Origin of the sequence: Salsipaludibacter albus (genome assembly GCF_019798055.1) — a bacterium.
GTDB classification, from domain to species: Bacteria; Actinomycetota; Nitriliruptoria; order Nitriliruptorales; family Nitriliruptoraceae; genus Salsipaludibacter; species Salsipaludibacter albus.
This window is the reverse complement of the sequence record NZ_JAHOPH010000001.1, coordinates 69,485-88,013: the sequence shown is the minus strand read 5'-3', so window position 1 is coordinate 88,013 and position 18,529 is coordinate 69,485. Positions and strand designations below refer to the sequence as shown.

The window sequence follows — 18,529 nt, the reverse complement described above, 5'->3', positions numbered from 1 at the left end:
ACCGACGCGAGGATCCGACGGGTGGACAACGACCACGACGAGGAACTCAGCAGCATCCTTGCCCGGCTCGCCCCGGGCACGGTCATCCGGGACGGCATCGAGCGGGTGATCGGCGCCGGCCGAGGCGCGCTGATCGTGCTGGGCTACAACGACGACATCGAGCAGATGATCTCGGGCGGCTTCGTGATCGACACGCCCGCGACCGAGCAGCGGATCGCCGAGCTGGCGAAGATGGACGGTGCGCTGATCCTCGACGACGCCGGTGCGAGGATCGTGCGGGCCAACGTGCACCTGGTCCCCGAGTCCTCCATCACCACCTCCGAGACGGGCACGCGCCATCGCTCCGCCGAGCGGGCGGCCAAGCAGGCCAACGCGCCGGTGATCTCGGTGTCGGAGTCGATGAGCCGCGTCACCCTGTACTGGGGGGAGCGCCGCCGGGTCGTCGAGCCGGTCTCCAACCTGCTCTTCCGAGCCAACCAGGCGCTGTCCACCCTGGAGCGCTACCGCGCCCGCCTCGACGAGGTCACCAACAACCTGTCGACCCGCGAGGTCGAGGACGCAGTCGTCCTCCGGGACGTGATCCTGGCACTGCAGCGCTCCGAGATGGTCCGCCGCATCGCCCAGGAGATCCAGTACCAGATCGTCGAGCTCGGCACGGAGGGTCGCCTGATCAAGCTCCAGCTCGACGAGCTGATGTCGTCGGTCGAGGACGAGCGCCAGCTGATCGTCCAGGACTACCTCGGCGACAACCGGCGCTCGATCGACAGTGTCGGCGACCAGCTGGACGGCTACACCACCGACGAGCTGCTGACCGCCGACAACGTGGCCGCGGCGCTGGCCTACGACGTCGAGTTCATCGACCGTCCGGTGCAGCCGCGTGGCTACCGCCTGCTGGCGCAGGTGCCGCGCCTGCCGAGCCACATCATCAGCCGCCTGGTCAAGACCTTCGGCAGCCTCGGGGCGATCATCGAGTCGTCGGTCGACGAGCTGGTGGCGGTCGAGGGGGTCGGCGAGACCCGGGCCCGCCGGATCCGCGATTCACTCCACCGCCGCGCCGAAGTCACGCTGGTCAACCACTACGAGTAGGGCCTCCGACGCCGCCCGATCGATTGTGCGGTCTCGGTGGGTGGGGTACCATGCGCCAGCATTCACCCGAATTCCGGGGTTTGAGGGCCGTGACGAGGAGTTCCTCCGTGGTGACCTGAGCACCGTGGCAGCCGGCGGGAACGCTTCCAGCCACCGTGATCGGGATGCATCGCACCACGTTCCCGGTGGAGTGGGGACCGATCCGACCGTCTGCCCCGCGGCACCGTCGACGTCGTCCCCGACCGGGACCTCGCGTACGGATGCCTGCCGGCGACCACGACGGACCGACGCCCGTCATCGTTCCACCCCGCGCACGCCCCATCCTCACAGGAGCTGCCTGCATGGCCTACAGCGTCGGTGACACCGTCGTCTACCCCCACCACGGTGCGGCGGTCGTCGAGTCCCTCCAACAGCGCGAACTCAAGGGCGAGACCAAGGACTACCTCGTCCTGCGGATGACCTACGGGGACCTCACCCTCATGGTCCCGACCGACTCGTGTGACTCGGTGGGCATCCGCGAGGTCGTCAGCGACGCACAGGTCGCGGAGGTGTTCGCGATCCTGGAGTCCCCCGAGACCAAGGCCGCCAAGAACTGGTCACGCCGGTTCAAGGCCAACCAGGAGAAGCTGCGCTCGGGCGACATCTTCCAGGTCGCCGAGGTGGTGCGCAACCTCGCCACCCGCGAGCTCGGCAAGGGCCTGTCGGCCGGTGAGCGTCGGATGCTGTCCAAGGCCAAGCAGATCCTTCTCTCGGAGCTGTCGGTCGCCCTCGGCACCGACGAGGAGTCCGCCGAGGAGCAGATCAACACCGTGCTGGCGGACGCCCACGGCCTGGCCGAGGCAGGCTGATCGCCGTCGGTTCCCCTGCGCTGCTCCCATCCCTGCGACTCGGACCCCTGGAGGTCGACCCTCCCGTGGTGCTGGCGCCCATGGCCGGCGTCACCAACGTCGCGTACCGAGCGCTGTGCCGGCGCTACGGCGGGGGCCTGTTCGTGTCCGAGATGGTCGGGGCACGTGGGCTGGTCGAGGGCAGCGACAAGGCCGAGCTCAAGGCCGCCTTCGGACCGGACGAGTCCCCACGCTCCATCCAGCTGTACGGGGTCGAGCCGGGCGAGATCCGCGACGCGGTCGCGCTGCTGGTCGACCGGGGCACGGACGGCGGACGGGTCGACCACGTCGACCTGAACTTCGGCTGCCCGGCTCCCAAGGTGACGCGCCACGGTGGCGGCGCAGCACTTCCCTGGCACCTCGGTCGCTACGCCGCGATCGTGTCGGCGGCCGTGTCGGCTGCCGGGGACGTGCCGGTCACCGTCAAGACCCGCATGGGCATCGATGCCGACCACCTCACCCACGTCGACGCAGCCCGCATCGCCCAGGAGCTGGGCGTGGCCGCGATCGCGCTGCACGGCCGGACCGCGGCCCAGCGCTACGGCGGCCGGGCCGACTGGTCGGCCATCGCCGAGCTGGTCGAGGCCGTCGACATCCCGGTCCTGGGCAACGGGGACATCTGGGAGGCCCGTGACGCCGTCGCCATGGTCGACCAGACCGGGTGTGCCGGGGTCGTGGTCGGTCGGGGCTGCCTGGGGCGGCCGTGGCTGTTCCGCGACCTCGAGGCCGTCTTCCGTGGACGTCCCGTCCCCCCGCCACCCGACCTGGGCGAGATCGTCGACATGCTGGTGGACCACCTCCACGGGCTGGTCGACCTGGTCGGCGAGGAGGTCGCCGTCCGCGAGATCCGCAAGCACACCGGCTGGTACCTCCAGGGCTTCCCGGTCGGGGGCGAGTTGCGCCGTCGGCTCAACCAGGTCGGCTCGCGGGACGAGTTCGACACGTTGCTGGCCACCGTCGACCGGTCACTGCCGTTCCCCGACGAGGTGCGCCGGGCCAAGCGTGGCCACACCACCACCGCGCGCAAGGTCCACCTGCCCCACGGCTGGCTCGAGGACCGTGACGAGCTGGCGGGTGCCGTGCCCGCCGCAGCCGCCGCGTTGGTCGTCTCCGGTGGGTGACCCCGACCCGGTGAACCCCCGACTGGTGCTGGCGTCGGGCTCGCCCCGTCGTCGTGACCTGCTCGCCCGCGTCGGACTGTTCCCGGAGGTCGACCCGGCCGACGTCGACGAGACCCCGCGCCGGGGTGAGGACCCGGTGGCGCTGGTCCGGCGGCTGGCCGTCGACAAGGCCCGGGTCGTCGCCTCCCGCCACCCGGTCGACACCGTGGTGCTGGCGGGCGACACCGTCGTCGCGGTCGACGATCGCGTGCTCGGCAAGCCGATCGATGCCACCGACGCCCGGGTCATGCTGCGGGCGTTGTCGGGCCGACGGCACGTGGTCCGGTCCGGGGTCGCCGTGGCCGTCGCAGGTCCGGATGGCGTGCCCGGGTCGGTGCGGTCCGACGTCGCCACGACGATCGTGGAGTTCCGACCCCTGACGGGGGTCGACCTGGACTGGTACCTCGCGACCGGTGAATGGGACGGCAAGGCCGGGGGGTACGCCGTGCAGGGTGCGGCCGGGGTGTTCGTCACCGCGATGGAGGGGCTGCACTCGACCGTGGTCGGCCTCCCCCTGTCGACGGCGGTCGACCTGTTGGCGTCGGTCGGGTTGGATGTGCGACGAGTGCCGACGGCAGGGACGGACGCATGACACCCGAGGACGACGTGGACCGTGGCGGTGCGGCCGGTGGGGCCGGTGCGGCCGTGGCGGGCGTCGTCGTGGCCGGGGGCAGTGGCGAGCGTCTCGGCGCCGAGGTGCCCAAGGCCTTCGTGGAGGTGGAGGGCGCGACCCTGTTGGTGCGGGCCGTCGCGGCGCTGCGTGCCGGCGGGGTCGAGCGGATCGTCGCCGTCGTACCGGTGGGGTGGGAGGACCGGGCGGTCGAGGACCTCGCCGACGACGTCGTGGTGGTCGCCGGTGGGCGCACGCGGACCGCGTCCGTCGCCGCCGGCCTGGCCGCGCTCCCACCGGACGTCACCGTCGTCGCCGTCCACGACGCCGCCCGCGCGTTCGTGCCCGCGTCGACCGTGTCCGGGGCCGTCGCCGCCGTCGCCCGTGCCGTCCCGGATGTCGGGGACGAGCGTGGCGCCGCCGGTGCAGCCGGCGTCGTGGTGGCGGCCGCCCCGGGACTGGCGGTGGGCGACACGCTCAAGCGCGTCGACGGTGGTCGCGTGGTCGGGACCGTCGAGCGGGCCGACCTGGTCGCCGTGCAGACGCCGCAGGTGTTCCACCGCACCGTCCTGCAGCAGGCCCACGACCGGGCCGCCCGTGACGGGGCCGCCGCGACCGACGACCTCGCCCTGGTCGAGGGCCTGGTCGCCGACGGCCTGGTGCCCGGTCGGGTCCTCGTGACGACCGGATCGCCGCTGGCGATGAAGATCACCCGTCCCGACGACCTGGTGGTGGCGTCGGCGCTGGCCTTCGTCACTGACGACGGGGACGCGACATGACGGTGCGGATCGGCAGTGGCCTGGACGTCCATCCGTTCTCGTCCGAGCCCCGCCCGCTGCTGTTGGCGGGCCACGAGGTGTCGGCCACGGACGGGCTGGCGGGCCACTCCGACGCCGATGTCCTGGCCCACGCCGTGACGGATGCGTTGCTGGGCGCGCTGGCGCTGGGTGACCTGGGATCGTTCTTCGGGGTGGACACGCCGGAGCTGGCGGGGGCGGACTCGATGACGCTGCTGGCGTCGGCCCTGGCTGCCGTGTCGGATCGTGGGTGGCGGGTGGGCAACGTCGACGCCACGGTCGTCGCCCAGCAGCCGCGACTGGCCGATCACCTGCCCGCCGTGCGAGCCGCCCTGGCGGCCGGGCTGTTGGTGGAGGACGACGCCGTGTCGGTCAAGGCGACCACGACGGACCGGCTCGGGGCGATCGGGCGGGTCGAGGGCATCGCCTGCTGGGCCACGGTCCTGGTCGTCGAGCGCTGACCCTGCACTGATCGTGCTCGGGCTGTCTGGCCGGTGGTCGGGTCGGACCGTCGGCTTCGGGGTGGGCCGGGGGCCGGGCCGCCCGTGCGTCCGGGTTGGCGCCGGCCCTGGGGCTCTTGGCAGCGGGCGTCAAGCCGGTGGTCGGGCCGCACCGTCGGGCCGGGGCTCCGCTTGGTGGGTGGGCTGTGGGCCGGTGGTCGGGCCGCACCGTCGGCCCGGGGCTCCGCTTGGTGCTCGCGCGCCCGCCGGCAGCGAAGGTCTTCGCCACGGACCATGTTCGGGCGCACTGCGCTCCGCTTGAGTCGCCCCGGTCCGTCGGAACGGTCCCTCCCTCCGGCAGGAGGCTCGGGGACGTGAGGGCCGGCCACGGACGTGCCAGAGACTGGCACGTGTCGGGGTGCGGTCGGCCTGTCCCAGCCATCGGATCGAGCGCGGATCGAGGTTCTCCACAGGGGCGAATTCGGGTGGTCGGGATGTCGCAGCAGGGGCGTACGGTGCATCACATGACCTCGAACGACGCCCCGGCTCCCGACTCTCGACCCGCCGGTCGGGCGCGGACCGTCGTTCCGGTGGCGGAGGGGGTGGCGCCGGCGCCGTCGGCAGCGCGGGAGGTCGACTGGTCCGGCAGCAGGCAGGCCGCCACGGTGGGTCGGTTGGTGGAGGTCATGGGGGCCTTCGACCGGGTCGCTGCGCAGGCGGTCGAGACGTTGATCCGCGCGATCGAGGACGACGCCTGCGAGACCACATTGGGGGTGCCGGTCGAAATCGTGTTGGCGCAGACGTGTCGGCAGGTCGGGTTCGAACGCAACACGCTGCTGCGGGTCGCGACCACGCTCGCGGCCATGCCCGCGGTCCGGTCGGCGTTCGTGCAGGGACAGGTGTCGTGGAGCCAGGTCCGCGGGATCGTCACTGCGGCGCGGACCGTGGACGTGGCGGGGCGTGACCGCATCGACGCACTCGTCGCCGAACGGGCCGTGTCGCATGCCGATGTGGAGGCCGATCACCTGGTGTGGGAGGTCGACTGGCTCGCCGACCAGCTCGTCGGGCAACGCCAGGAGGAGCGTGACCGCACGCCGGTCGCAGCGAACCGCACACGGATCATGCCTCGTGTGGACGGGTCCGGATCGTTCAGCGGCGACTGGGACCCGACCCACTTCACCCCTTGGGTCGAGGCCATCGACCACATGGCCGCCACCCTCGCCCCCGATGCTGGCGAAGGTGTCGGCGACGACCCGCTGGACGTCGTGAAGGCATCGGACGACTCCGACACGCCCGAGGGCCACGACGGCTCGTCGGTGCACGACGATCGTGCTCTCACGGAGGCGCACCGGCATGCCGCTGCGCTCGAAGCGGCACGGAGCCGTCGGCGGGCCGATGCGTTGTTCGCACTGGTCACCGGCAAGCAGGCCGGCACCCTGGAACCGCTCGACCCCGACGACACCGGCGGTCGCAGTCGCCGGGTGCCGTTGGTGACGTTGACGTGCCATGTCGACACGCTGATCGATGGGTCCACGCCGGCGTGGGTGCTGACGAAGCTGGCCGGGCGGATGAAGGTCACGTCCGACGTGGCTCGCCGGTGGGTGGCCGATGGGGCGGCGACCCGCCTGGTCGCGGTCGACGACGTCGGGCAGGTGGTCGGGGTCGGACGCCGCACGAAGGTGCCGCCGGGGTGGCTGCGTGACGCCGTGATCGCGCGCGACCTCCACGACACCGCACCGGCCTCCACGACCGCGGCGCGGCTGTGCGACGTCGACCACGTCGTCCCGTGGCCGGACGGTCCGACCGACGTCGACAACCTCGGGCTCCTCTCGCGACGGGCCCACACCCGCAAGACCCGCAGACAGTGGCGGCTGGACCGCCACCCCGACGGGTCGCGGACCTGGACCGTGCCGATGTCCGGCTACCAGGTCCACCAGCCCCCGCCTTTCCACCTCCCATCTCCACCACGCTCCGGCAAGGACCCGCCCGAAGCCCGTGCCCCCTGATGTTCGAGGCCATCAGCCCACCGTCGCCGCGTGGCTTCGCCCTCGGATGACACGCTCCGCCACCACCGACGCCTCCCGTGCGCTCGACCCTGGACCGGCCCCGGACGGGCTCTCCTGAACAGTTCACCGTGCTCGACCCTCACCGGGTTCCCCCCGGCCTCGTCCGCGCCTGCCCCTGTGGCATGCGCGGATCGAGGCATGCGGCGTCGACGGACGTCCACGTCCTCCACGTACCCGTGGCCCGGGCCGACGCTGGTCCGGGTCTCGGTGAGGACCTAGGGTCGGACCGGGCGGACGGAGCGGACATGGGCAGGCGCGGGGAGCTGGCGGACTGGTGGAGGGCGACTTTCCGTCGTCGGCGGGTGCCTGGTCGACGTCCCAGGACCATCCCGTTCGGCACGCGCCAGATCGACGAGCGACTGGTCAACGAGCACGACGACTACGGCTGGAGCCTGCCCAGGACCAGCGCCCAGAAGTAGCGACACGCAGCCTGTTCGGGAGGGTCGCGCATGGCCGAGTCCGTGGTGTTCGACCGGGTGGCCGACGTCTACGACCGGACCCGTGCGCTGCCTGACGAGCTCGAGCGTGCCCAGCGTGACCTGCTGGTGGACCACCTGGCCGGCAGACGCACCCTGGAGGTCGGGGTCGGGACGGGGCGGGTCGCCCGACCCCTCGCCGCGGCCGGAATCGAGGTCGTGGGCATCGACCTGTCGATCGAGATGTTGCGCAACTGTGTGGGGGAGGTGCCGGTCGCGGTGGCCGACGGCACCCGGCTTCCGATCGGCACCGGTGCGGTCGAGGCCGTCGTCGCCTGCCACGTCCTGCACCTCGTGCCCGACTGGCAGGCCGTGCTCGACGAGGCGGCTCGGGTGCTGGCCCCGGACGGGATCGTCCTGGCGGTCCGGGGAGGATGGGGTGAGCACCGACGCAGGATCGTGGGCTGGTTCTGGGACCACGTGGGAGCCCGCCGGAGTGCAGTCGGCGCCGACACCATCGACCAGGTCGTCGACCACGTCCGGGCAGCGGGCTGGCGGACCGACGCGCTGCCGGTGCTGTCGACCTCCCGCGAACTCGACGTCGCCCGGTACGTGGGCGGTCTCGCCGACGGCGTCTACTCGGCGACCTGGTCGCTGGACGAGTCCACCCGGCGTGCCGCGGCCGCTGCAGCCGGGGAACGCGCGGCCGACGCGTGGCCCGACGGCGTCGTCACGGACGTCCAGGAGGTGCGGTGGTGGCGACTCCAGCCGCCGTGATCCGGGGCGGTGGGCGGCGGGACGTCCAGATCGCCACCGTCGTCGCACCCACCAGGTTCGCGACCAGGTCGCGGGCCGTGTTGTCGTAGCCGCCCACGTCGGTGTCCGGGATCGTCAGGGTCATCACCCACTCGATGATCTCGTTGAACGCACCGAAGGCGCAGCCGGCCAGCAGCACCAGCCACACGGTCACGACCGGGTCGTCGCCTGCCGGTCCGAGCCGGGGACGCAGCACCTCCCAGGTCGCGCGTCCGACGAACCCGAACCCGACGGCGTGCTGGATGTTGTCGTAGCGGACGATCGGCTCGACGATCCACACCGCGTAGAGCACGCCGTCCCCGACCGGCACCATGCCCCCGGCGACGTGTCCGACGGCGAAGACGGCCAGTCCGATGCGGGTCGCGAGCGACAACGGGTGACGTCGATGGACGGCGACGACCACGACCAGTCCGACCAGGACGACCCCGAGGTAGACCGGCCAGTTGGGCCGCCCGGTCGCCGCCCCGAGGACCAGCAGGCCTCCGACGATCCCGAGGGCCACGCCCGCGATGACGCCGTCCTGGGCGGTGACGCGGCGGGGTTGGGGATCGTCGGGGGTGCTGCGGTCGGGGCGTCGGTCTCCGGGCGCCGACGCGTGGCCGACTCCTCGGTCGTCAGGGGGCACTCGTCTCCGCCTGCGCGTCGCCGGTCTCGGTCGTGCCCTCGTAGAGGCCGAGGTGGTTGCCGTCGGGATCACGGAAGATGGCCCACCAGCTCGTCTCGCTGATCGGCGACTTCTCCATCGTGACCTCGCCGCCGTTCGCGACGACCTGCGCGAGGGTGTCGTCGATCGAGTCGACCTCGACGTAGGACCGGGGCTGGGTGAACCCGTCCTCCCGTGGTGCCAGCCCGCCGCCGCTGACCTGGTTGGGCGCCTGCCACATGGGGTAGCCCTCGTATCCGGGCAGCTCGGCGATCTCCCACCCGAACAGGGTCGAGTAGAACGTCCCGGCCGCCGCCATGTCGGTCACCGGGATGTCGATGTGGGTGATGTCTCCGTGTGCCACGAGGGCCTCCGCGTCCGTCGGTTCGGCAGCACCTGCCGAGGACCGGAGTATTCGTCGCCGAGGGTGCAGCCTGCAAGCGTCGCCCACCGGTCGTCAGGGCCCGCCGATGTCGTGCGTGCGGTGGCACGGCGGGCGGCGACGGTCGCATTACCCTTGCCGTGGTCCGCGTCCCCGCATCCAGGAACGTCATTGGCGCTGCAGTTGTACGACTCCCTGCGTCGGGAGCAGGTCGACTTCGAGCCCCGCGATCCGGGCAAGGCGTCGCTGTACGTGTGCGGACCCACCGTCCAGGACAAGCCCCACGTCGGGCACGGTCGTGCCAGTGTCGTCTTCGACGTGCTGCGGCGTTGGCTCACCTGGTCGGGCTACGAGGTCACCCACGTGACCAACGTCACCGATGTCGACGACAAGATCATCCTGAAGGCCCAGTTGACCGGCACGACCCCGGCGATGGTCGCGACCGAGAACCTCCGGGCGTTCAACCAGGCCTCCGACGCCCTCGGGTTGCTCCCGGTCCACGTGCAGCCGATGGCGACCGGCCACCTGTTCGAGATGCAGGACATGATCAGCCGGCTGATCGACAAGGAGATGGCCTACGAGCGGGACGGCAACGTCCTGTTCCGGGTCCGCACCCTGGAGGACTACGGCAAGCTGTCGCGTCGCGACGTCGACGACATGCGTGGCAGCGAGGACATCATCGGCGCGGAGTCCAAGGACGACCCGATCGACTTCGCCATGTGGAAGGCCGCCAAGCCAGGGGAGCCGTCGTGGCCCTCGCCGTGGGGTGACGGCCGACCCGGGTGGCACATCGAGTGCGCGGCGATGGCCGGCAAGCACCTGGGTCCCGGGTTCGACATCCACGGCGGCGGCCTCGACCTGGTCTTCCCCCACCACGAGAACGAGATCGCCCAGTTCGAGGCGGCCGAGGACGCCCCCTTCGCCCGGTACTGGGTGCACAACGGCATGTTGCGGATGGGCGAGGACAAGATGTCCAAGTCGATCGGCAACGTGATCGGCATCGTGGACGCCGTCGAGACGTGGGGCCGTGGGCCACTGCGCCTGTGGTACCTGTCGGCGCACCACCGTTCGCCGCTGACCTACGACACCGACCGCCTGGTCGAGGCGTCGGCCGCGTTCGACCGGCTCGCCACGCTCGTGCGCACGGTGCGGACCCTGGGCGTCGACCCCGTTCCGCTCGACCGCGACGACGTGCCCGCGGTCGCCGCCCCGCACGTCGACCGGTTCACCGTGGCGATGGACGACGACCTCAACGCGACCGCGGCCGTCTCGGTCCTGCACGACGCGGTCACCGTGGCCCACGAGCACGTCCGGGCCGCCGAGACCGGCGACGACGAGGCGCGCACCGCCGCGGCTGTGCTGGCCGGCATGGTCGTCACCCTGGCCGACGACGTACTCGGGCTGGGGCTGGGCGCCGCGGTCGAGCGTGACGACGCCGTGGGTGATCGCTTCGGTGCCCTGGTCGAGCACCTCATCGGCGAGCGCACCGCCGCCCGGGACGACCGGGACTTCGCCCGGGCCGACGCCATCCGCGACCAGCTCGCCGCTGCCGGCGTCGTCGTCGAGGACCGGCCCAACGGCAGCCGCTGGTACCTGTCGGACCCCGCCGCCCCGGTCGCGGAGGACACGTGAGCGACCGCGACGACCGGGTCGTCGTCGGGATCCACCCGGTCCGTGAGCTGTTGCGGGCCGGGCGCGCGGTCCGGGAGGTGCTCGTCGCCGACCGGTCGTCCTCCGAGGCGCTGGACGAGATCCGCACGCGGGCGGCTGGCGCCGGGGTGCCGATCCGGCCGCTCGACGACGACCGCGCCGAGGCCCTGGCCCCCGGCCAGGTCCACCAGGGCGTCGTCGCACTCGCCCCGGCCTTCCCGTTCCAGTCGCTCGACCAGGTCCTCGCCCGTGGCGGGGGCGACCAACCACTCCTGCTCGTCGCCTTCGACCAGGTCACGGATCCCCACAACGTCGGCTCCGTGGCGCGCACGGCCGAGGCGCTCGGCGCCCACGCACTGGTCCTGCCCGAGCGACGCACCGCCTCGATCACGCCGACCGTCGAGAAGGCCGCCGCCGGCGCGCTGGCGCACCTGCCGGTCGTCTCCCCGGTCAACCTCGCCAAGTCGCTGGAGAAGTGTCGGGACGCCGGGCTGTGGCTGGTCGGGCTCGAGGCCGGCACCGGCACGGCCGTCGCGGACTGCAACCTGCTGACCGAGCCGCTCGTGCTGGTGGTCGGGGCCGAGGGCACGGGCCTGCGACCACTGACCCGCACCCGGTGCGACGTGCTGGTCGAGCTGCCGCTGCACGGCCACGTCGACTCCTACAACGCCTCGGTGGCCGCGGCGATGGCCCTCTACGCGATCGACCGCGCCCGTCGGTCCGGGGGCGGGACGTGAACCCGCTCGGCGAGGTCCTCGTCGGCGTCGTGATGGTGGTGGGACTGGTCGGCGTCGTGGTGCCGGTCCTGCCCGGACTGCTGCTGATCGCGGTCGCGGCCGTCGTGTGGGGTTTCGAGGTCGGCACCGGCTCGGCGTGGGGCGTAGTGGCCATCATGCTCGCCCTGCTGGCGGCGGGCACCGTCGGCAAGTACCTCGTCCCCGGCCAGGAGCTCGCGGAGCAGGACACCCAGCCGAGGACGTGGCTGCTGGCGACCGCGGGTGCGGTCGTCGGCTTCTTCGTGGTGCCCGTGGTCGGGCTGGTGCTGGGGTTCCTGCTGGGCGTGTGGATCGGCAAGCGGCTCGAGACGGGTGACAGCGCTGCGGCCAGCCGCCAGACCCGGCGGTTGCTCGCCGGGATCGGGCGCGGCATCGTCGTCGAGCTGAGTGCCGGGTTCGTCGCCGTCGCGTGCTGGGTCGTCGCGGTCCTGTTCGTCCTTCCCTGACGAGCCCGCCGATAGCATTCGCGGCACCTCCCGCCGAGATAGCTCAGCCAGGCCAGAGCAGCGCTCTTGTAAAGCGAAGGTCGCGGGTTCGAATCCCGCTCTCGGCTCGGTTCCACTCGGCCACCGAGGAGTCGCCATGGCCACCACGGGCGCCGAGACCGGCTCGGGCCGAGACCCCGCGACCACCGCGAACACCGATCGGACCCGCGCCCGCCTCGCCTCCGGACTCGTCGTCGGCGCGTACACGCTGTCGGCCGCCTACACGCTGTGGCGTGCCTGGTACGGGCCCACCCCCGAGGCGGACGGGCTCGACCTCCTGACGATCGCCGGCTACGTCGTCGCGATCGCCGGGGGCCTGGCCCTGCTCACCGACCACGTCCGGGCCTGGTGGACGGTGACCGTGTTGCTGGTGGCCCAGTTCGTGTTCGCGATCGTTGCGTACTACCCGATGACGGCCGCGGCGCGACCGCTCGACGTGCTCGACGGCATCGAGGGAACGGTGTTCGTGGGGTTGCTGGCTGCCGCACTCGTGCTGTGCCTCCAGCGACTGGCGGACCTGCGGTGAGTGAACGCCGCTCGGCCTCGACGCGGCGTGCCCGACCCGTCACCCGGTCGGTGGCGCCAGCCCGACGGCGTCGGCCAGCAGCTCCAGGCTCGTGATCCGGTCGTCGTAGTCGACCACCGTGTTGGTCACCATCACCTCGTCGGCGCCGGTGCGCGTGACCAGCGCGTCGATGCCGGCGGCCACCTGCTCGGCGTCCCCGACCAGGGCCTCGGTCGGGACGGCCAGTGCGGCCTCCAGGTCCGGGTGCTCACGGGCTTCCTCCACCGACAGCAGTCGCACGTCCCGTCCGCTGCGCAGCCACAGCCGGAACAGCCGCCCCGGCAGCGACAGGTCGCGGGCCCGCTCCTCGGTGTCGGCCACGACGACACTGGCCGAGACGATGGCATGCGGGTGCTCCAGCGGCCCGGCCGGCGTGAAGCTCTGCCGGTACAGCCGGAGCGACTCGTCGGTGCCGCCGAGGTCGAAGTGGTGTGCCTGGACGAACGCCAACCCCAGCATCCCGGCCAGCTGCGCGCTGTAGCCGGACGATCCGAGCAGGAACACCGGGGGATGGGTCGTCGCCACCGGGGTGGCGCTGAAGCGGCCGTGCAACCGCGATCCCTCGCGCACGTCCCCGAGCAGCCCGAGCAGGTCCACGAGGTGCTGGGGGAACTCGCGGGCGTCCAGGGCGTCGGTCGTGCGTCGCAGGGCGGCCGCGGTCGCCTGGTCGGTGCCGGGCGCGCGGCCGATCCCGAGGTCGATGCGTCCCGGATGCAGGGCCTCGAGCATCGCGACCTGCTCGGCCACGACCAGGGGAGGATGGTTGGGCAGCATCACGCCGCCGGACCCGACCCGGATGTGGGTGGTGCTCGCTGCGAGGTGGGCCATCAGCGTCGTCGGGGACGTCGAGGCGACGATCGGCATGTTGTGGTGCTCGGCCACCCAGAAGCGGTGGTAGCCCAGGTCGTCGGCCCGACGGGCCAACCGGGTGGCGCCCAGCAGGGCGTCACGCGAGGTCGCGCCCCGTGGCACGGACCCGAGGTCGAGGACGGACAGGGTGGGGATGGTGGTCATGGTGCTGGGCTCCGTGCTCGTCGGTGTCCACCAACGTCGCCGGTCGCGGGAACCATCCGGACTCGCGACATGCGTCGGGGCCCGGACGGATCCGGGCCCCGAGTGGTCGCGGTGGCGTGGCGCGTGCCGTCGTGGGTCAGCTCGCCGCGACGGTCAGCTCGTTGTCGACCCGGGTGACACCCTCGACGTCGGCCACGGCGGCGAGCAGCTCCTGCTCGCTGTCGGCCGACCGGACGGTGCCCTTGAGGGTGACCTCTCCGGGCTGCCCGATGGTCAGGACGACGTCCTGGACGTCGTCGCGGTGACCGAAGACCTGGCTCTTGATGCGCTGCTGGAGCACCTGTGGGTCGTTCGGCACGTCCTCGGGGAGGACGTCTCGGCCGGCCTCGGCCACTGCGCCCTTGGCACGGTTGACGGCCTGCCCGGCCTGTGAGCGGGCCTGGTCACCGAGGTCGCGGGCCTGGCTGCCGACCTGGTCGGCCAGCTGGTTGCGCCGGGCCTTGCCGCGGTCGGGGTCCGACAGCCACGTCGCGGCGGCTGCGGCGGCTCCGCCCAGCACCATCCAGAACAGCTTGCGCGGGAAGGTGGTGCGCTTCGACGCGCTGTGGAGCTCGTCGGTCAGCGTGGCCTGCTGCCGGCCGAGCGCGGTCAGCTGGTCCGACAGGCGCTCCTCGACGTCGTCGAGACGGTGCCGGACGCGGCCGAGTTCGCGGAAGGCGGGCGACTCCTCGCTGGACAGCGCGCCCGCGGTGCGGTCGCGCAGGTCGTCGAAGCGGGCGGCGACGCGGTCGCCGATGGCGTCGTCGTGGTCGGTGGTCGTGGCTGCCATGTGCAGGTCCTCTGACGGGGTCGGCTCCCATCTTGCGCGACGACACGTGTCGTTGTCATCCTCGATTCGTGGCCGAACGGGGGGGAATCGCATCGTGTGCGGCCGTTCGGCCATGGTCGAACACCCCCCACGTCGTCCGCGTGCGTCGGTTCGGCCCCCGAGCGTGGCGGGCCCACGGCGGCGGGAGGCACGCCCGGAGGGACGGGGTGGATCCTTGCAGGTGGCGGGTCGGTGGGGCACGCTGCAGCCCCACGGGGTTCGTGGCCGCACGCCCTCCGGGGGTCACCCGGCCCCTGCACCGCGCCCCGCGCCCGCCCCGCCACCGAGGCCACCAGATGTCGTTCGACTCCAACCCCGACCCGGGGCGCACGCTCGGCCAGTTCGGCATCGCCGTGCTCGCCCTCGTGGTCGGCGCCGCATTGCTGTTCCTGGCGATCGACCGCTTCAGTGACGACCCCGTCGCGAGCCCGCAGCCGTCGCCCAGCGTGACCGCGTCGACGGCGCCCACCGACACCCCGACGGCCGCGGCGACCGAGACGCCCGCGGAGTCCCCGCCGGCGTCGGAGACCCCGTCCGCGTCCGAGACCGACACCGACACCGAGACCCCGTCGGCCGAGCCCTCGCCCGCCGCTACGTCCGAGTCGTCCACCCAGGAGCCGTCGCCGTCCGAGGAACCGACCGAGGACGAGACCGACGACTCCGACGGTGACCGGATCGACCCGGGCGAGATCTCCATCCAGGTCCTCGACGCCATCAAGGACGGGGCCGGACAGGCCCGCGACATCGCCGACGAGATGGAGGCCGACGGGTACCGCGTCGTGGCCTACAACCCGTCGTCGATCATCTACGACGAGACGACCGTCTTCTACACCGAGGGCTACGAGGACGAGGCCAACCAGGTCGCCGACGACTACGGCTGGGACGAGGTCGTCTTCAACGACATCCTGAGCGAGGACGTCAACGTGCACGTCGTGGTGGGGCTCGACGAACAGTGACCCGCCGGCCGGGCGGGGGTGGGCCGGACCGCTCGGCTCGACGGCCTGCGGGCCGGGGGCCGGGGGTGAGCACCGCGTCCGGGCCCAGCCCTCGACTGCTGCGACGGCTCGCCGGGGTCTGGCTGGTCGTCGGCATCGTCGTCCTGCTGTGGTTCCTGGTCACCTTCCTCAGCCGACCGTTCCGGCTCCTGATCACGCCCGTCCTGCTGGCCGGCGTGCTCGTCTACCTGCTGTCCCCGGTCGTGGAGTGGCTGGCCCGCCGGCTGCCCCGCGTAGTGGCGACCGTGTTGACGTACGTGTTGGTCATCGGCCTCCTGGCCCTGGGCGGCTGGCTGCTGTTGCCCGTCCTGAACGCCCAGCTCCAGGCCCTGGTCGAGGGCCTGCCGGCGATCCTCGACAGCACCCAGACGTCGCTGGTGGCCGTGCTCGACCCGATCGGGCTGGCTGGCATCGTCCCGGTCGCGCCGGCCGGTGGCGAGGGCGGCGAGTGGTTGGCCGGGTTCTTCGACGGCGAGGGCCAGGTCGTGGGCGTGCTCGCCGTGGCCCGCTCCCTGCTGGGCTCGGTCGTGGCCGGCGTCGTGTCCCTGGTCCTGGCCCCGGTCCTTGCCTTCTACACCCTGGCGGACCTGCCGCGGTTGTCGACCGGGCTCCAGCGACTGCTGCCGCCCGACGTGCGCGACGAGGTCACCGACGTCGGCAACCGGATCGTGTCCGCGGTCGGCGCGTACTTCCGCGGTCAGCTGCTCGTCGCGACCTTCGTCGGCGTGGCCACCGCCATCGGCCTGGCGCTGGTCGGGCTGCCGTTCTGGGCGATCGTCGGTGGGCTGGCCGGACTGTTCAACCTCATCCCGCTGGTGGGGCCGTTCGTCGGAGGCACGCTGGGCGTCATCGTCGCCCTGACGACCGGTGGTGGGATCAGCCAGGCCGTGGTCGTGGTCGTGGTGATGGTGCTGGTCCAGCAGGTGGACAACCACGTCATCACGCCCCAGGTGATCGGCAGGACCGTCCACGTCCACCCGATCACCATCATCCTCGCCCTGGCGGTCGCCGCCTCGGCCATGGGCGTCATCGGGATGCTGGTGGCCATCCCGATCGTCGCCGCGATCAAGCTGGTCACCCTCTACGTGCTGGCCACCCGGGTGCCGTCGATGCGCCACCTGTCCGATCCCGACCGCTTCCTCGACGACAGTTCGCTGCCTCCGGCCGAGGAGGGGAGCCTCGGCGCGCTCAGCCAGCAGCTGCGACGGGCGTGGGAGAGTCGCCGGTTCGGCGGTGGGTCCCGGAGCGGTGACGACGACACCCCTCCCCGCGACTGAGCGGTCCGAGTTGGCCGTCGGCCGAGCGGGCTGGCATACTGGACCCACTGGTGCTCATCCAGAGAGGTCGAGGGCTCGGGCCCGCGGACACCTCGGCAACCTCCCGTCGAACCGACGGGGTTGGTGCCAAACCCGGACCGTCGGGACCACGACACGCGTGGCCCAAGGTCGATGAGCCGGACATCCGTCCACCTCAGCGGCCTCCCCGGCGGGAGGCCGTTTCGCATTCGGGCTCCCGCCGCATCCGACGTCGATGCGAAGGAGCCAGCACATGCCGACCGCGACCGCCCCCCCGTTCGTCCCGGCCCGCGAGGCCGCGGACCTCGTGCCCAACCTGACCGGTCTCGCCTGTCGCGAGTGCGGCGAGGTGGAGGAGGTCGGGCTCAGCCACGTCTGCGGGTTCTGCTTCGGGCCCCTGGAGGTGGTCTACGACACCGACGCGATCAGCGCGGTGGTCTCGCGGGAGCGGATCGAGGCCGGACCACCCTCGCTGTGGCGCTACGGCGACCTCCTGCCGACCCTGTCGTCCGATCCGTCCCACCGCGTCGACCTGCAGACCGGGCTGACGCCGCTGCGACCGGCGCCACGCCTGGCGGAACGGCTCGGGCTGTCCGAGCTGTGGCTCAAGGACGACACCGTCAACCCCTCCGGGTCGTTCAAGGACCGGGTCGTGACCGTGGCGCTGTCGGCCGGTCGGGCACTGGGGATCGAGACCTTCGCCTGCGCCTCCACGGGCAACCTCGGCAACTCGGTGTCGGCACACGCGGCCGCGATCGGTGCGCCCGCGTACGTGTTCATCCCGGCCGACCTCGAAACCGGCAAGGTGCTGGGATCGGCCGTGCACGGGCCGAACCTCGTGACGGTGCGCGGCAACTACGACGACGTCAACCGGCTGTGCGCCGAGGTCGCCGACGACACCGGCTGGGGCTTCGTCAACGTCAACCTGCGGACCTACTATGCCGAGGGCTCCAAGACGATCGGGTTCGAGATCGCCGAGCAGCTGGGCTGGCGCTTCCCGGACCACGTGGTCGCCCCGATCGCGTCGGGCGCGATGATGGTCAAGATCGACAAGGCCTTCCGCGAGCTGGCGTCGTATGGCCTGGTCGACGGTGACCTCCCCCGGGTGTCCGGGGGCCAGGCGACCGGGTGCTCGCCCGTCGCCGAGGCGTTCGCGCGGGGCTCGTTCGACGTCCGACCCCAGAAGCCCGACACGATCGCGCGGTCGCTGGCGATCGGCAACCCCGCCGACGGCTACTACGCCCTGAAGGTCGCCGATCGCACCGGTGGTGCCATCGGCCACGTGCCCGACGACGAGATCATCGCGGGCATCCGCCTGCTCGCCGAGACCGAGGGCGTCTTCGCCGAGACGGCCGGCGGTGTCACCGTCGCCAACCTCAAGCGCATGGTCGAGGCCGGCACGATCGGTCGCGACGAGCGCACCGTCGCCGTGATCTCCGGCAACGGCTACAAGACCGTCGAGGCGATCGCCGACGACGTCGGCCCGAGCTTCGAGGTCTCCCCGAGCCTCGACGACTTCCTCGCCCAGCTGTCCTGACGCGCCCCCGCGACCCATTCGCTCTCCAACCACGCCAAGGA

The 18,529-nt window shown here is 72.3% G+C and carries 20 protein-coding genes, 1 tRNA gene and 1 riboswitch; of the genes, 16 read left to right on the top strand and 5 right to left on the bottom strand.

What is annotated here, in order from left to right; genetic code table 11:
• Window positions 1-21 precede the first annotated feature (21 nt).
• The 6 genes from disA (at window position 22) to ispF (ending at window position 5,001) form a co-directional block, all read left to right on the top strand.
• The gene (disA, locus tag KR546_RS00420; RefSeq protein WP_238442721.1) at window positions 22-1,086 is read left to right on the top strand and encodes a DNA integrity scanning diadenylate cyclase DisA; all 1,065 of its coding nucleotides are present in this window, start codon (window positions 22-24) and stop codon (window positions 1,084-1,086) included.
• 341 nt (window positions 1,087-1,427) lie between these two features.
• Window positions 1,428-1,934 carry a CarD family transcriptional regulator gene (locus KR546_RS00415; protein WP_238442720.1) on the top strand — a complete coding sequence of 169 codons (507 nt, stop codon included), beginning with the start codon at window positions 1,428-1,430 and terminating at the stop codon, window positions 1,932-1,934.
• Window positions 1,931-3,094: a tRNA dihydrouridine synthase DusB gene (gene dusB, locus KR546_RS00410; RefSeq protein WP_338019067.1), complete on the top strand. Its 1,164-nt coding sequence runs from the start codon at window positions 1,931-1,933 to the stop codon at window positions 3,092-3,094. The genes KR546_RS00415 and dusB overlap by 4 nt, the downstream gene beginning before the upstream one ends.
• Window positions 3,087-3,725 carry a Maf family protein gene (locus KR546_RS00405; RefSeq protein WP_238442719.1) on the top strand — a complete coding sequence of 213 codons (639 nt, stop codon included), beginning with the start codon at window positions 3,087-3,089 and terminating at the stop codon, window positions 3,723-3,725. The genes dusB and KR546_RS00405 overlap by 8 nt, the downstream gene beginning before the upstream one ends.
• Entirely contained in the window at window positions 3,722-4,522 is an 801-nt protein-coding gene (locus KR546_RS00400; RefSeq protein ID WP_238442718.1) for an IspD/TarI family cytidylyltransferase, read from the top strand. Before KR546_RS00405 ends, KR546_RS00400 begins: the two co-directional genes overlap by 4 nt.
• Window positions 4,519-5,001 carry a 2-C-methyl-D-erythritol 2,4-cyclodiphosphate synthase gene (gene ispF, locus KR546_RS00395; RefSeq protein ID WP_238442717.1) on the top strand — a complete coding sequence of 161 codons (483 nt, stop codon included), beginning with the start codon at window positions 4,519-4,521 and terminating at the stop codon, window positions 4,999-5,001. Before KR546_RS00400 ends, ispF begins: the two co-directional genes overlap by 4 nt.
• 499 nt (window positions 5,002-5,500) lie before the next feature.
• Here ispF and KR546_RS00390 read toward each other — a convergent pair whose 3' ends face one another.
• Window positions 5,501-5,668 (bottom strand): hypothetical protein, encoded by a 168-nt coding sequence (locus KR546_RS00390; RefSeq protein ID WP_238442716.1) that lies wholly within the window; start codon window positions 5,666-5,668, stop codon window positions 5,501-5,503.
• On the opposite strand from KR546_RS00390, the gene KR546_RS00385 reads away from it, so the two are divergent.
• Together KR546_RS00385 and KR546_RS00380 are read left to right on the top strand one after the other, a co-directional pair.
• Window positions 5,667-6,986 carry an HNH endonuclease signature motif containing protein gene (locus KR546_RS00385; RefSeq protein WP_238442715.1) on the top strand — a complete coding sequence of 440 codons (1,320 nt, stop codon included), beginning with the start codon at window positions 5,667-5,669 and terminating at the stop codon, window positions 6,984-6,986. The genes KR546_RS00390 and KR546_RS00385 overlap by 2 nt on opposite strands.
• A 509-nt stretch (window positions 6,987-7,495) precedes the next feature.
• Window positions 7,496-8,239, top strand: a complete 744-nt coding sequence (locus tag KR546_RS00380; RefSeq protein ID WP_238442714.1) for a class I SAM-dependent methyltransferase — start codon at window positions 7,496-7,498, stop codon at window positions 8,237-8,239.
• Here the strand turns inward: KR546_RS00380 and KR546_RS00375 are convergent.
• Both KR546_RS00375 and KR546_RS00370 read right to left on the bottom strand, forming a co-directional pair.
• A complete protein-coding gene (locus KR546_RS00375) occupies window positions 8,193-8,903 on the bottom strand; it encodes a DUF2238 domain-containing protein (protein ID WP_238442713.1) in 711 nt (236 codons plus the stop codon). The two genes, KR546_RS00380 and KR546_RS00375, sit on opposite strands and share 47 nt — an antisense overlap.
• Window positions 8,893-9,285, bottom strand: coding sequence for a VOC family protein (locus KR546_RS00370; protein ID WP_238442712.1), 393 nt, complete (start codon window positions 9,283-9,285; stop codon window positions 8,893-8,895). Before KR546_RS00370 ends, KR546_RS00375 begins: the two co-directional genes overlap by 11 nt.
• Before the next feature lie 189 nt (window positions 9,286-9,474).
• On the opposite strand from KR546_RS00370, the gene cysS reads away from it, so the two are divergent.
• The 5 genes from cysS to KR546_RS00345 all read left to right on the top strand — a co-directional run bounded on the left by cysS (window position 9,475) and on the right by KR546_RS00345 (window position 12,740).
• On the top strand, window positions 9,475-10,935 hold the full coding sequence (gene cysS, locus KR546_RS00365) for a cysteine--tRNA ligase (protein WP_238442711.1): 1,461 nt from the start codon (window positions 9,475-9,477) through the stop codon (window positions 10,933-10,935).
• Window positions 10,932-11,690 (top strand): 23S rRNA (guanosine(2251)-2'-O)-methyltransferase RlmB, encoded by a 759-nt coding sequence (gene rlmB / locus KR546_RS00360; protein WP_238442710.1) that lies wholly within the window; start codon window positions 10,932-10,934, stop codon window positions 11,688-11,690. Before cysS ends, rlmB begins: the two co-directional genes overlap by 4 nt.
• On the top strand, window positions 11,687-12,175 hold the full coding sequence (locus KR546_RS00355) for a DUF456 family protein (protein ID WP_238442709.1): 489 nt from the start codon (window positions 11,687-11,689) through the stop codon (window positions 12,173-12,175). The genes rlmB and KR546_RS00355 overlap by 4 nt, the downstream gene beginning before the upstream one ends.
• Window positions 12,176-12,207: 32 nt before the next feature.
• A tRNA-Thr gene (locus tag KR546_RS00350) sits at window positions 12,208-12,282 on the top strand.
• Window positions 12,283-12,311: 29 nt separating this feature from the next.
• On the top strand, window positions 12,312-12,740 hold the full coding sequence (locus KR546_RS00345; protein WP_238442708.1) for a hypothetical protein: 429 nt from the start codon (window positions 12,312-12,314) through the stop codon (window positions 12,738-12,740).
• Between the two features lie 39 nt (window positions 12,741-12,779).
• Here the strand turns inward: KR546_RS00345 and KR546_RS00340 are convergent, their stop codons facing one another.
• A complete protein-coding gene (locus KR546_RS00340) occupies window positions 12,780-13,793 on the bottom strand; it encodes an LLM class flavin-dependent oxidoreductase (RefSeq protein ID WP_238442707.1) in 1,014 nt (337 codons plus the stop codon).
• A gap of 136 nt (window positions 13,794-13,929) precedes the next feature.
• On the bottom strand, window positions 13,930-14,622 hold the full coding sequence (locus tag KR546_RS00335) for a BON domain-containing protein (RefSeq protein WP_238442706.1): 693 nt from the start codon (window positions 14,620-14,622) through the stop codon (window positions 13,930-13,932).
• Between the two features lie 335 nt (window positions 14,623-14,957).
• On the opposite strand from KR546_RS00335, the gene KR546_RS00330 reads away from it, so the two are divergent.
• From KR546_RS00330 to thrC, 3 genes are all read left to right on the top strand, one after another.
• The gene (locus KR546_RS00330) at window positions 14,958-15,617 is read left to right on the top strand and encodes a LytR C-terminal domain-containing protein (protein WP_238442705.1); all 660 of its coding nucleotides are present in this window, start codon (window positions 14,958-14,960) and stop codon (window positions 15,615-15,617) included.
• A 65-nt stretch (window positions 15,618-15,682) separates the two neighbouring features.
• Window positions 15,683-16,933, top strand: coding sequence for an AI-2E family transporter (locus tag KR546_RS00325; RefSeq protein ID WP_238442704.1), 1,251 nt, complete (start codon window positions 15,683-15,685; stop codon window positions 16,931-16,933).
• A gap of 51 nt (window positions 16,934-16,984) precedes the next feature.
• Window positions 16,985-17,111: riboswitch (SAM riboswitch) on the top strand.
• 93 nt (window positions 17,112-17,204) lie between these two features.
• The gene (gene thrC / locus KR546_RS00320; RefSeq protein WP_238442703.1) at window positions 17,205-18,488 is read left to right on the top strand and encodes a threonine synthase; all 1,284 of its coding nucleotides are present in this window, start codon (window positions 17,205-17,207) and stop codon (window positions 18,486-18,488) included.
• Window positions 18,489-18,529: the final 41 nt, after the last annotated feature.